10 protein-coding genes are annotated in these 13834 nt (G+C 68.4%); 8 read left to right on the top strand and 2 right to left on the bottom strand.

The features are described from left to right. Positions 1-404 precede the first annotated feature (404 nt). Together ACT2FV_RS10305 and glcC are read right to left on the bottom strand one after the other, a co-directional pair. Positions 405-1883, bottom strand: coding sequence for a nitronate monooxygenase (locus ACT2FV_RS10305; RefSeq protein ID WP_444503796.1), 1479 nt, complete (start codon positions 1881-1883; stop codon positions 405-407). A gap of 196 nt (positions 1884-2079) precedes the next feature. Continuing rightward, positions 2080-2850, bottom strand: coding sequence for a transcriptional regulator GlcC (gene glcC, locus ACT2FV_RS10300; protein WP_059604673.1), 771 nt, complete (start codon positions 2848-2850; stop codon positions 2080-2082). A gap of 232 nt (positions 2851-3082) precedes the next feature. Between glcC and glcD the strand changes: the two genes are divergently transcribed. The 8 genes from glcD (at position 3083) to ACT2FV_RS10260 (ending at position 13824) form a co-directional block, all read left to right on the top strand. Beyond that, complete coding sequence (gene glcD / locus ACT2FV_RS10295) at positions 3083-4582, top strand: glycolate oxidase subunit GlcD (protein WP_151049226.1); 1500 nt, start codon at positions 3083-3085, stop codon at positions 4580-4582. Further along, positions 4582-5664, top strand: a complete 1083-nt coding sequence (gene glcE / locus ACT2FV_RS10290; protein WP_444503795.1) for a glycolate oxidase subunit GlcE — start codon at positions 4582-4584, stop codon at positions 5662-5664. The genes glcD and glcE overlap by 1 nt, the downstream gene beginning before the upstream one ends. Before the next feature lie 24 nt (positions 5665-5688). Then, positions 5689-6909 (top strand): glycolate oxidase subunit GlcF, encoded by a 1221-nt coding sequence (gene glcF / locus ACT2FV_RS10285; protein ID WP_444503794.1) that lies wholly within the window; start codon positions 5689-5691, stop codon positions 6907-6909. A 22-nt stretch (positions 6910-6931) separates the two neighbouring features. Continuing rightward, positions 6932-7336 carry a GlcG/HbpS family heme-binding protein gene (locus tag ACT2FV_RS10280; protein WP_174906929.1) on the top strand — a complete coding sequence of 135 codons (405 nt, stop codon included), beginning with the start codon at positions 6932-6934 and terminating at the stop codon, positions 7334-7336. A 36-nt stretch (positions 7337-7372) separates the two neighbouring features. Continuing rightward, positions 7373-9547, top strand: coding sequence for a malate synthase G (locus ACT2FV_RS10275; RefSeq protein WP_151051586.1), 2175 nt, complete (start codon positions 7373-7375; stop codon positions 9545-9547). Between the two features lie 551 nt (positions 9548-10098). After that, positions 10099-11661, top strand: a complete 1563-nt coding sequence (locus ACT2FV_RS10270; protein ID WP_444503793.1) for a sensor domain-containing diguanylate cyclase — start codon at positions 10099-10101, stop codon at positions 11659-11661. 107 nt (positions 11662-11768) lie between these two features. Then, complete coding sequence (locus ACT2FV_RS10265; RefSeq protein ID WP_174906932.1) at positions 11769-13148, top strand: cache domain-containing protein; 1380 nt, start codon at positions 11769-11771, stop codon at positions 13146-13148. Between the two features lie 31 nt (positions 13149-13179). Then, positions 13180-13824 carry a response regulator gene (locus ACT2FV_RS10260; RefSeq protein WP_059680172.1) on the top strand — a complete coding sequence of 215 codons (645 nt, stop codon included), beginning with the start codon at positions 13180-13182 and terminating at the stop codon, positions 13822-13824. The last annotated feature ends 10 nt before the right edge of the window (positions 13825-13834 follow it).

The raw sequence follows: 13834 nt of genomic DNA, 5'->3' as shown, positions 1-13834 counted from the left end.
GGCTCGCCGAAAGCCAGCCTAATCTCTGCGGGCAGCCGGACCCTGCCGGTCAGACAGATCTTTTCGAGCCTTAATGACGCTTAGCGGAGACCAGTCGCCGTTCGAATGTCATGGGACGGCAGTCGCGACAGTCCCTTGGTGGCCGAACACCGACGTTCCTCCCCGGCGTTCCCCGAAATTCCGCGATGAACCTTTTTTATGCGCAATTGCCGCCGAGGTAAAAGAGAAGCTCGGCGGCTTCGGTATGACGAAGCAATGACTGAGATCCCGGAAGGCGCATTTGACTGAGAACCCTCGAATAGCGTCATCCCGCCTGAAACGAGGGAAAAACGTCGTTGACGCCAGCATCGCTTGCCCACAGCGGCGCGCGTCAGAGCGACGCGGGCCGATTCATTGCCCCTCCCCTACACGCTCCCCGCCCCCTTCTCCCTCAACCGCGCATCCACCGCGCCGATATTCTTCTCGTGCGCGACCAGCATCAACGACAGCGCGTGATGAATATCCGGATCGGCCAGCGTCGGCAGCAGCGTCTGCAGTTTGCGCACGACCCAGCGTTGCCCGCGGTTCAGAAACGCCATCCGCTCGGCCAGATCATCGATCGCCATCGCCTTTTCATAGAATGAACCGGTCGCACGCGTAGGCATTGCACCGAGCGTCCGAATCGCGTCGACCAGCACGCTGCACCAGTGCGCCTCGTCCTGCCGAATATGCGCGATCAGCCGGTGGAGTTCGGCATCCTCAGTAACCGCTGCCGCAGTCTCGGATGCAACGCGCGCCCCCGCCCGCTCCGCCTCCAGCAATTCATCGAGCGCCGTGAGCAACGCCGCACGCGCCTCATCCACTTCACCAGCCGATGAAGCCGCGCTTGTCTCGACGATCGCCGCCGCATCACACACGATCCGGCGCAGCACCTCGCCGGCCGACTCGATCGCTCGAATTCGCGCGGCCCCCGTGCCCGCATACAACGCCATCGCCTCGAAATCACCAGTCATCGTACGCAACGGCGAGTCGGTGCTGAACAGATAGATGGGCCGCCCTTCCTCGTCGCCGATCACCACGCGCGCATCACTGAACGGATCACCGCGCTCGCCACGCGTGACACTCGACGGCAGCACGCGCACCCGCGCGCCGCGCGGCCAGTTGATGTGAAAGATATCGGTCAACAGCGTGTCGCCTTCACGCGCATCGACGATCCGCTGCTGGTGATACGCATGCGCGAACGATTCGTGCGTCGCGATGAACGCCGTACCCATCACCGCCCCCTGCGCACCGAGCGCCATCGCGGCGGCCACGTCGGCGCCGTCGACGATCCCGCCGGCCGCGAGCACCGGCAACCGCGTCGCGCGAATCACTTCAGGCAACAACTCGGCCAGCGGCCGATCACCACGCACGTGGCCGCCAGCCTCGCGCCCCTGAGCGATCAGCGCCTGCGCCCCGGCCGCCTCGGCCGCGCGCGCATCGTCGAGCGAACCCACCTGATGAACCACCCGCACGCCCGCATCGCGCAGACGCCGCACGACGCCCGGCATCACATCCCAGAACAACGCAACCACGGGCACACGCAACTCGATACACGCATCGATCTGCGCATTGAGCAATTCGGTCGGCGTCGACGCGGGAATCAGGTTGACGCCGAATGGCCGCTCGGTGGCCGCGCGCACCCGTTCGACCTCGCGCCGGATCAGCGCGACCGGCTCGCGCACCATCCCGAGAAAACCGAACCCGCCGGCGGCGCTCACCGCACTCGCGAGCTCCGCCCGCGCGACGCCGCCCATGCCCGCGAGCACGATCGGCCATGCACAGCCGAGCAGGTCGCAGACGGGGCGATGCAGGATCTGGACGGCGCGGGCCTCCGGCCCGTCGCCACGCGTCGGAATCGACATGCAGCGTCCTCCTTCAAGGATTGGCGGCGCGTCACGGTCAACCGCGAAGGCGCGTGTCGCGCAAGGGCGAAACGGGTCGTGTCGGGCCACGCATCAAATGGGTCACATTGTGACATATTGATCCATGAGACCGCGCGACCAGCGCAATATGCCTGATGCACGTCACGGCGCCAACGGCCACGCCGGTTCAAGCGGCTCAGGTCCATCCTTCAAGGCGCAGCGTCGAGCGCACGAGCCGCTGCTCCTCCGCTTCGATCTCGCGCAGATAATCGACGCACTGCCGGATATGCTCGCTCGCGGCCTTGCGCGCCTGGTCGGGCAACCGCCCGGTCACCGCGTTGTAGAGTCGCGCATGCTGCCGATCGATCTGCTTTTTCAGCGGCTCGCGGTGATAGAGATTGTTCACCGACGCGAACACGGAACTGAGCAGCAGATCCGTCAGCGACTGCAGCGTGTTGACGAGCACCGGATTGTGCGACGCCTCGCAGATCGCGAGATGGAACGCATGGTCGAGCTTCGCGCGCGCGGCCGGGTCGAGATCCTGCGCGTCGGCCGCGGTCATTTCCTCGTATCGGCGCTTGATCAGGATGAAGTCGGCGGGCGTGCCGCGCAGCGCGGCGAGCCGCGCGGCTTCGGTCTCGAGCATCCCGCGCACTTCGAACAGGTCGTACAGCGTGCGCGGCTGCGAGCCGAGCAGATGCATCATCGGCGAAACCTCGCGCTGCGGGGTCAGGCTCGCGACGAACGAGCCCTTGCCGTGCGTCGTGTCGATGATCCCGCGCGCGCGCAGCAGCTTCATCCCTTCGCGCACGGCCGTGCGCGACACGCCGAGCTTCTCGGTGAGCCGCCGCTCGGACGGCAGCGCCTGCCCGGCCTTGAGCACGCCGTCGACGATCAGTTGCTCGATCCGCTCGGCAACGACGTCGGCGACATTGCGCGCCGGCGCTTGTCGATCCTGCTTTTCCATACTGGTATGACCACTTTGGGCGAATGTCGTTGATTTTCTCACAATCCCTTGTTTGAATTGGGTTTTTCCCCTCGATCGATGCCCCTCGACAGGCACGTCTCGAAAAACTGGTATGACCACGCTGGCGACGTCTGGACATACCCCCTCCGCCCGCCAAGAATGCCGTCCATCCGGTGCGCCGCGCATGCCGCGGCCGCCTGCATGATGAAGAGGGTGGAGACGGAGACACACGATGAGTTTCACCTACGACGAACGGATCGACGGCCCGCTGGCGACCGTCGACCGCGACACACTCGTTGCCGCACTGCACGCGGCTGCGCCCGGCCTCGACGTGCTGCACGAGCGCGAGGCGCTCAAGCCGTTCGAATGCGACGGCCTCGCCGCATACCGCACGGTGCCGCTCGCGGTCGTGCTGCCCGACACGGTCGAGCAGGTGCGCGCGGTGCTGCGCGTCGCGGCCGCGCACAGCGTGCCGGTGGTCGCGCGGGGCGCGGGCACGGGCCTGTCGGGCGGCGCGATGCCGCTCGAAAAGGGCCTCCTGCTCGTCATGTCGAAGTTCAACAAGATTCTCGACATCGACCCCGATGCCGGCATCGCGCGCGTGCAGCCCGGCGTGCGCAACCTCGCGATCTCGCAAGCGGCCGCGCCGCACGGCCTCTACTACGCGCCCGATCCGTCGTCGCAGATCGCGTGCTCGATCGGCGGCAACGTCGCCGAAAACGCGGGCGGCGTGCATTGCCTCAAATACGGGCTGACGGTGCACAACATCCTGAAGGTCGAGATCCTGACGATCGACGGCGACACGCTCACGTTCGGCGCCGACGCGCTCGACGCCCCCGGCTTCGACCTGCTCGCGCTGTTCACCGGCTCGGAGGGGATGCTGGGCATCGTCACCGAGGTGACGGTCAAGCTGCTGCCGAAGCCGCCGAGCGTGAAGGTGTTGATGGCGAGCTTCGACGACGTCGCCGAAGCCGGTGCGGCGGTCGCGCGGATCATCGGCGCGGGCGTGATCCCCGGCGGGCTCGAGATGATGGACAACCTCGCGATCCGTGCGGCCGAAGACTTCATCCACGCGGGCTATCCGGTCGACGCGCAGGCGATCCTGCTGTGCGAACTCGACGGCGCGGCGACCGATGTCGACGAAGACGCCGAACGCGTCGCCGCGCTGCTGCGTGAGGCCGGCGCGTCGGAAATCCGCGTCGCGCGCGACGAAGCGGAGCGTCAGCGTTTCTGGGCCGGCCGCAAGAACGCGTTCCCGGCGGTCGGCCGCATGTCGCCCGACTACTACTGCATGGACGGCACGATCCCGCGCCGCGAACTGCCGCGCGTGCTCGAAGGGATCGCCGCGCTCTCGGCCGAATACGCGCTGCCGGTCGCGAACGTGTTCCATGCGGGCGACGGCAACATGCATCCGCTGATCCTGTTCGACGCGAACCGTCCCGGCGAGCTCGACCGCGCGGAGGCGCTCGGCGGCAAGATCCTGGAGCTGTGCGTCGCCGTGGGCGGCAGCATCACCGGCGAACACGGCGTCGGGCGCGAGAAGATCAACCAGATGTGCGTGCAGTTCAACGCCGACGAAATCACGTTCTTCCACGCGGTGAAGGCCGCGTTCGATCCGCGGCGCCTGCTCAATCCCGGCAAGAACATCCCGACGCTGCATCGCTGCGCGGAGTTCGGCGCGATGCACGTCCATCACGGCAAGCTGCCGTTTCCCGAACTGGAGCGCTTCTGATGCGACGCGAACGCGAACCCGAATCGATCGACGACAGCGCGGCGCTCGTCGCCCAGGTCGACGCCGCGATCCACGATCGCCAGCCGCTGCACATTCGCGGCGCGGGCACGAAGGCGTTCGTCGGCCGCGCCGTCGAAGGCCGCACGCTCGACGTGCGCACGCATCGCGGCATCGTCGCGTACGACCCGACCGAACTCGTCATCACCGCGCGCGCGGGCACGCCGCTCGCCGAACTCGACGCGATGCTCGACGCGGCGGGCCAGATGCTGCCGTGCGAGCCGCCGACGTTCGGCGGCGCGGCCACCGTCGGCGGGATGTTCGCGGCCGCGCTATCGGGGCCGCGCCGCCCGTGGGCCGGCGCGGTGCGCGACTTTGTGCTCGGCTGCCGCGTGATCACCGGCCACGCGAAACATCTGCGTTTCGGCGGCGAGGTGATGAAGAACGTCGCGGGCTACGACGTGTCGCGGCTGCTCGCGGGCAGCTTCGGCTGCCTCGGCGTCGTGACGGAGGTGTCGCTGAAGGTGCTGCCGAAGCCGCGCGCGACCGGCGATCTCGCGTTGCCGCTCACTGCGGGCGAAGCCGTTCAACGCGTCGCCGGGTGGCGGCGCGCGGGGCTGCCGCTCGCGGGCGCCTGCCACGCGAACGGCGTGCTGCGCGTGCGCCTCGAAGGCGGCGAGGGCTCGGTGAAGGCCGCGCGCGACACGATCGGCGGCGAGCGCATGGACGATCGCGACGACGGGTTCTGGGCGCGGCTGCGCGACCTGTCGCTGCCGTTCTTCGACGATCCCCGCCCGCTGTGGCGCGTGTCGGTGCCGGCCGCCGCGCCGCTCGATGCGCTCGCCGGTACGGTGCTCGTCGACTGGGGCGGCGCGCAGCGCTGGCTGAAAACCGACGCCGCACCGGCCGACGTGCAGCGGTTCGCCGCGCAGTGGGGCGGCCACGCGACCTGCTTCACGGCCGGCACGACGTCCGAGCCGTTCCAGCCGTTGCCGCCCGCGCTGCTGCGCGTGCATCGCCAGCTGAAGGCGCAGCTCGATCCGCATGCGATTTTCAATCCCGGCCGCCTGTACGCGGACGTCTGACGCCAACCCGACTTCGAACCGCCGATGCAAACCAATCTCAGCGAAGCCAGCAAGGCCCTCGACCGGGCCGACGAAGCGGAAGCGATCCTGCGCGCGTGCGTGCACTGCGGCTTCTGCAATGCGACCTGCCCGACCTACCAGGTGCTCGGCAACGAGCTCGACGGGCCGCGCGGACGCATCTACCTGATCAAGCAAATGCTCGAAGGCGAACCGTGCGGCGAGCGCACGCAGCAGCATCTCGACCGCTGCCTGACCTGCCGCAACTGCGAAACGACCTGTCCGTCCGGCGTGCGCTATCACACGCTGCTCGACATCGGCCGCGCGGAAGCCGAGAAACGCGCGCGGCGTCCGGCGCGCGAGCGCCTGCTGCGCGCCGGCCTGCGTCACGTCGTGCCGCGGCCGGCGACCTTCGCCGCGCTGCTGAAGGCCGGCCGCGCGCTGCGCCCGCTGCTGCCCGACGCGCTGCAGGACAAGATCCCGGCCACCGTGCCCGCCGCCATGCCGCGCCCGCCCGTGCGCCACGCCCGGCGCGTGCTGATGCTGGAAGGCTGCGTGCAGCCTTCCCTGTCGCCGAACACGAACGCGGCCGCCGCGCGCGTGCTCGACCGGCTCGGCATCAGCGTGACGCCCGCGCGCGAGGCCGGCTGCTGCGGCGCGACCGAATATCACCTGAACGCGCAGGATGCCGGGCTCGCACGCGCACGCCGCAACATCGATGCATGGTGGCCCGCGATCGCGGCCGGCGCGGAAGCGATCGTGCTGACGGCGAGCGGCTGCGGCGCGTTCGTGAAGGAATACGGCGACCTGCTGCGCTCCGACCCCGTCTATGCGGACAAGGCGCGGCGCGTCAGCGCGCTCGCGCGCGACCTCGCGGAAGTGATCGCGGCCGAGCCGCTCGACGCGCTGGCCGATGCGACGCAGCGCCGCGTCGCGGTTCATTGCCCGTGCACGCTGCAGCATGCGCAGCGGCTCGGCGGCGCGGTGGAGAGCATCCTGATGCGGCTCGGCTTCGATCTGACGAATGTCGCCGACGGCCACCTGTGCTGCGGCTCCGCCGGCACCTATGCGCTGACGCAGCCCGAACTCGCCACCAGGCTGCGCGACAACAAGCTCGACGCGCTCGAAGCCGCACGGCCGGACCTGATTGTCACGGCCAACATCGGCTGCCAGACTCACCTGAACGGCGCGGGCCGCACGCGCGTGCGCCACTGGATAGAGCTCGTCGACAACCGACTCGTCAACTGACCGCTGATTCCGGAGGAACGCCATGAAAACGAAGCCCGAACTCGAACTCGCCGACGTCGACCGCATGCTCGCCGCCGCCCGCGCGGAAGCCGAGCGTCACGGCTGGGCCGTGTCGATCGCCATCGTCGACGACGGCGGGCACCTGCTCGCGTTCGCACGCCTCGACGGTGCATCGGCGGCCAGCGCCTGCATCGCGCAGGACAAGGCGCGCGCGGCGGCGCTCGGCCGTCGCGAGACGAAGGCGTATGAGGATATGATCAACGGTGGCCGCACGGCGTTTCTGAGCGTGCCGCTGACGGGGTTGCTCGAAGGCGGCGTGCCGGTGACGGTGGAAGGCCGCATTGCGGGCGCGATCGGTGTGTCTGGCGTAAAGTCCGAACAGGATGCGCAGATCGCCCGCGCCGGCACACAAAGCGTCGCGGCCTGATCCGCGCGCGTTTTTCATTCCCCGGGAGGAATCACGATGATCGACCAAGCAGGACTGCAAGTCGCGCCAGCGCTGAGCCAGTTCATTGAAAACGAAGCACTGCCGGGCACCGGTATCGACAAGACCGCATTCTGGAGCGGTTTCTCGGCCCTGGTGCACGACCTCGCGCCGCGCAACCGCGAACTGCTCGCGGAACGCGACCGCCTGCAGCAGGAACTCGACGCGTGGCATCGCGCGCACCCCGGCCCGGTGCGCGACCATGCCGCGTATCGCGCGTTCCTCGAACAGATCGGCTATCTCGTGCCGGTCCCGTCGAACGTCGCGGCAGCCACCGCGCACGTCGACAGCGAGATCGCGACGCAGGCCGGCCCGCAGCTCGTCGTGCCGCTGTCGAACGCGCGCTATGCGCTGAACGCCGCGAACGCACGCTGGGGCAGCCTGTACGACGCGCTGTACGGCACCGACGCGCTGCCGGAGGACGGCGGCGCCGAACGCACCACGGCCTACAACCCGACGCGCGGCCAGCGCGTGATCGACTACGCGCGTGAAGTGCTCGACAACGCGGCGCCGCTCGCGAGCGGCTCGCACCGCGACGCACTGCGCTATCGCGTGGAGGACGGCCAGCTCGCCGTCGAAACCGGCAAGGGTGTCGTGCATCTCGCGCAGCCGGCGCAGTTCGTCGGCTATCAAGGCGCGGCAGGCGCACCGTCCGCGATCCTGCTGAAGCACAACGGCCTGCACCTCGAGATCCAGATCGATGCGTCGACCCCCATCGGCCGCGCCGATCTCGCGAACGTGAAGGACGTCGTGCTCGAAGCCGCGGTCAGCACGATCATCGACTGCGAGGATTCGGTCGCGGCGGTCGACGCCGACGACAAGGTCCAGCTGTATCGCAACTGGCTCGGCCTGATGCAGGGCACGCTGGTCGAGGAAGTCGCGAAGGGCGGCAAGACCTTCACGCGCCGCCTGAACGCCGATCGCGAATACACGACGCCGGCCGGCGGCACGCTGACGCTGCACGGCCGCTCGCTGCTGTTCGTGCGCAACGTGGGCCACCTGATGACCAACGGCGCGGTGCTCGACCGCGACGGCAACGAGATTCCGGAAGGCATCCTCGACGGCGTCGTCACGGTGCTGTGCTCGCTGCATGACCTGAAGGCGAAGCGCAACTCGCGCACGGGCTCGATCTACATCGTGAAGCCGAAGATGCACGGCCCGGTCGAAGTCGCGTTCGCCGACACGCTGTTCGCGCGCATCGAGGACCTGTACGGCCTGCCGCGCAACACGCTGAAGATGGGCATCATGGACGAGGAGCGCCGCACGAGCGTGAACCTCGCCGCCTGTATCGCCGCCGCCGCCGCGCGCGTCGCGTTCATCAACACCGGCTTCCTCGATCGCACCGGCGACGAGATGCACACCGCGATGGAAGCCGGCCCGATGATCCGCAAGGGCGACATGAAGTCGTCGGCATGGATCCAGTCGTACGAGCGCAACAACGTGCTCGCGGGCCTGTCGGCCGGCCTGCGCGGCCGCGCGCAGATCGGCAAGGGCATGTGGGCGATGCCGGACCTGATGCATGCGATGCTCGAGCAGAAGATCGCGCATCCGCGCGCCGGCGCGAACACCGCGTGGGTGCCGTCCCCGACCGCCGCGACGCTGCACGCGCTGCACTACCACCTCGTCGACGTGCAGGCTGTCCAGCAGGAACTCGAGAAGACGCCGTACGCCAGCGAACGCGACGCGCTGCTCGAAGGCCTGCTGACCGTGCCGGTCGTCGAACGCGCCGAGTGGAGCGAGGCCGAGATCCTGAGCGAAGTCGAGAACAACGCGCAGGGCATCCTCGGCTACGTCGTGCGCTGGGTCGAACAGGGCGTCGGTTGCTCGAAGGTACCGGACATTCACGACGTCGGCCTGATGGAAGACCGCGCGACGCTGCGCATCTCGAGCCAGCACATCGCGAACTGGCTGCGCCACGGCGTGATCACCGAGGCGTTCGTGCTCGACGTGTTCAAGCGGATGGCGCGCGTCGTCGATCAGCAGAATGCCGGCGACCCGAACTATCGCCCCATGGCGCCCGGCTATGACCAGTCGACGGCATTCAAGGCCGCGTGCGCGCTGGCCCTGCAGGGCACGTCGCAGCCGAGCGGCTATACCGAGCCGCTGCTGCATCGGTTCCGGCTCGCGTACAAGGCGCAGCAGCACGGCGCGTAAACCCTTGGCATGCGGGCTTTCCCGCATGCGGTTTCGCGAAACGGGCGGCCATCGTGGCCGCCCGTTTTTCATCTGCGAATTCATGCGGATACCGAAATGGATAATCGGTCCGTATCGCATGACCTCAAGTTCCTGCTTCACCGGCCGTTAAAGCAGTAAAACCGGCCAGCGTGGAATTCGCGCCGCTCCTGCCCCTGGCGCAAAGCCTTGCGCCGCAACGCTCCACGCGCGATTGGCAAGTGTCGGCCACGGCGATAAGTTGATCCGGATCAACGGTCCGCAACATTCTCCGCGCATACGAATACGCGCGTTATACTCGGATCAATCCGCGCCGCCCGATTCGTCGGATCGTCGGATCGCGGCCAAATCTTCCGGTGAACGGAGTGATTTTTGCGGTTTATCTGGCCGCAATCATCGATGATCGGCTCCCGTTCTCCGGTCGATCGGGCGGCATGCGCATCGGAGACCGCATACCGGATCGCCGCCGGCAAATCATACGAACAATCGCATCGGCCCGCCGCCTGGCGCAGATGCCCATCGATCCACGGACCATGGCAGAAACCGACTACGCAATGCCCAGCGAATCCGGTCTGACGGGCCGCATCGCCGCGCAATTTCGCCGGTTCCTGCTGCCGCACCTGATCTTCTATTCAGGGCTGCTGATCGCGCTGCTCCTGTTGCTGCTGTGCGCCATCGTGCTGTACGAAGGCCGTATCGACGCACGCGATATCGCGCGCACCACCCAGCAGAACATCGCGCTGATGGCGTCGTGGGACATCGAGCGCAACATCGAGATCTATTCGCTGTCGCTACAGGCGGTCGTCGACGGCTCGAACGATCCCGAAGTCGCCAGGCTGCCGCTGTCGCTGCGCCGCCAGGTGCTGTTCGACCGCGCGACGACGGCCAAATATCTCGGCGGCATCTACGTGCTCGACGCGAACGGTGACATCGCGGTCGACGGCATGAGCGATGTGCCGCGCAAGGCCAACTTCGCCAACGAACCGTATTTCACGGTGCACCGCGACCGCCCGGACGTCGGCCTGTACATCAGCGATCCGTACCATTCCCGACTGCGCGGCGGCTCGCTGAGCATCGCGCTCAGCCGGCGTATCACGCGGCCCGACGGGTCATTCGGCGGCGTCGCCGTGATGTCGATCCGGCTCGAATATTTCCAGAACCTGTTCTCGCGCCTGGCGCTCGGCGATCGCGGCTCCGTCGCGCTGATCAACACCGACGGCCGGATGGTCGCGCGCAAGCCGTACGATCCGGCGATCGTCGGCCGCGACATCAGCAAGGCCAGCACGTTCCGGCACTTCATGACCGCGAACGAGGGCAGCTTCGCCGATACCGCGTCGATCGACGGCGTGCGGCGCCTGTACGTGTTCCGGCATCTCGAAAACGTGCCGCTGATCATCATGGTCGCGCGCTCGGAAGCCGACACTTACGCAGCGTGGTACGACCGTGCGATCCCGATCGGTTCGGCGATGGTCATGCTCGCGCTCGGCTTCGCCAGCTTGTCGCTGCTGCTCGACGTGCAGCTGCGCAAGCGGCACCGTGCGGAAACCGAACTGCAGGCGCTCGCGCGCACCGACGGCCTCACCGGCCTCGACAACCGCCGGATGCTCGACGTCACGCTCGCGCGCGAATGGCGCCGCGCGGCACGCTCGCAACACGCGCTGTCGCTGCTGTTCGTCGACGTCGATCACTTCAAGCGCTACAACGACACGCAAGGCCACCAGGCCGGCGACGACGCGCTCGCCGCGGTCGGCCGCTGCATTGCGGGCTGCCTGCGGCGCCCGGCAGACTATGCGGCCCGCTACGGCGGCGAGGAATTCGTCGTCGTGCTGCCCGACGTCGACACGCCCGGCGCCGTGACGATCGCCGAAGCGATCCGCACCGGCATCCTCGATCTCGGCATCCGGCACGCCACGGGCTCGTCCGACCGCCTGACCGCGAGCATCGGCGTGACGACCTGCTACCCGGAACGCGACGACAGCATCCAGGCCGCGCTGAAGCTCGCCGACGACGCGCTGTACCGGGCCAAGGAACGCGGGCGCAACCGGGTCGTCGTGCAGACGGCCGAGAGCCTGGATCGCACGCCGCGGCGCGCCTGAGCCACGGCAGGCCGCCGCCCCGCCGACCCCGGGCGAAATCGCCGACAATGTCGGCTCGCCGCCGCGCGACACATGTGCCGGCCGGCCCGCGCCCGCTTCACACCACCATGAGACTCAAGGCAAAGATTTTCCTCCTGGCCATCGTGCCATTCCTGCTCGCGATCGCCGGCATCGGCTTCGGCGTGCGCCAGCAGGCGACGTCGCTCGCGCGCACGCAGCATGCGACGATCCAGACCGCCTACCTGTCGAGCAAGGAAGTCGAGCTGAAGCATTACGTCGAGCTCGCGACGAGCGCGATCATGCCGCTGTACGACGCGAGCGGCCGCAATGCGCGCGACGACGCGCTGCTGCGCACCCAGGCGCTCGCGATGCTGCAGAAGATGGATTTCGGCCCCGACGGCTATTTCTTCGTATATGACCTGCACGGCAATGCGCTGATGCATCCGCGCGAGCCCGAGCGCGTCGGCCACAACTACTGGTCGATGCGCGACCCGCAGGGCGCGCTGACGATCCAGCAGTTGATCGGCGCCGCGTCGCACGGCGGCGGCTACGTGCGCTACACGTGGCAGCGGCCGTCGACGGGCAAGCTCGCGCCGAAGCTCGGCTACGTCGTCGCGCTCGAACGCTGGGGCTGGATGGTCGGCACCGGCATCTATCTCGACGACGTCGACAACGCGTTGCAACGCATCGACGCGCGCGCGTCCGCGAACATCGAGCGGACGATGAGCTGGCTCACCGCGATCGCGCTGACTGGCGCGGCCGCGATCGCCGTCTGCGCGCTGGTGCTGAACGTCAGCGAGTCGCGCAGCGCCGACGCGAAGCTCAAGCAGCTCGCGCAGCGTGTCGTCGAATCGCAGGAACAGGAGCGCGAGCGGCTGTCGCGCGAACTGCATGACGGGATCAGCCAGATGATGGTGTCCGCGAAGCTGATGCTCGAATCCGCGCTCGCGCGCTTCGAGCGCGGTGCGACGCGCATGCCCGAAGCCGAGCAGGCGCTCGCGTCGGGTGTCGGACGTCTCGGCGAGACGCTGCGCGAAGTGCGGCGCATCTCGCATGCGCTGCGCCCGGCGATGCTCGACGATCTCGGCCTCGCGGCCGCGCTCGAGCAGCTCGTGCGCGAACTCGGCGCGGAAAGCGGCATCGACATCGGCTATACGCAGGTGGCGCACAGCGGCGCGCGGCCGTTGCCCGCGCCGGTCAATACGGCGCTGTTCCGGATCGCGCAAGAAGCGCTCAGCAACATCGTGCATCATGCGCAGGCGTCGCGCGCGGCCGTCACGCTCGACGTCGGCGCGCATTCCGCCACGCTGACCATCGCCGACAACGGCTGCGGCTTCGATGCCGAGCGGTCGCAGACCGATGCGCGCCGCGGCATCGGGCTGCGCAACATGCGCGAGCGCCTCGACGCGCTCGGCGGCACATTGACGATCACGTCGCAGGTCGGCCACACCGTCGTGGCCGCGCGCGTGCCGCTGCGCGCCGCCTGACCACGCGCCCCATAACCGGAGACCTTTGCCCATGAGCGCCCCCGACACCGCCCGGCCCGCCGCCCGACTGCTGCTTGTCGACGATCACCCGCTGGTGCGCGACGGCCTGCGGATGCGGCTCGAGGCGGCCGACCTGTCCGTGGTCGGCGAAGCCGGCAACGCGGACGAGGCGCTCGCGCTCGCCGCGTCGCTCGAGCCCGATCTCGCGCTGATGGACGTCGGCATGAACGGGATGAACGGCATCACGCTCGCCGGCGTCTTTCACGAGCGCTTTCCGGGGATTCGCGTGCTGATGCTGTCGATGCACGACAACGTCGAATATGTGACGCAGGCCGTGCGCGCCGGCGCGAGCGGCTATCTGCTGAAGGATTCACCCGCGAGCGAGATCGTGCGCGCGATCGGCGCGGTGCTCACGGGGCAGACGTTCTTCAGCGAAGGGCTCGCCGCGCGGATGATCCAGGCGAGCGCGACCGCGTCGCCGCTCGACCGCCTGACGCCGCGCGAACGCGACATCCTCGATGCGCTGGCCGAGGGGCTGTCGAGCAAGCAGATCGCGCAGCAGACGGGGCTCTCGGTGCGCACGGTGGAAACGCACCGGCTCAATCTGAAGCGCAAGCTCGAGATCGAGGGGCAGGCGGAGCTGATCAAGTTCGCGGTCGAGCATCGGCGGCGGTAGCCCCGACACC

It is taken from the genome of Burkholderia sp. PR2 (assembly GCF_052372875.1).
Classification (GTDB): Bacteria; Pseudomonadota; Gammaproteobacteria; order Burkholderiales; family Burkholderiaceae; genus Burkholderia; species Burkholderia diffusa.
Note: the sequence above shows the minus strand (reverse complement) of the source record. Positions and strands in the feature narration are given on the sequence as shown.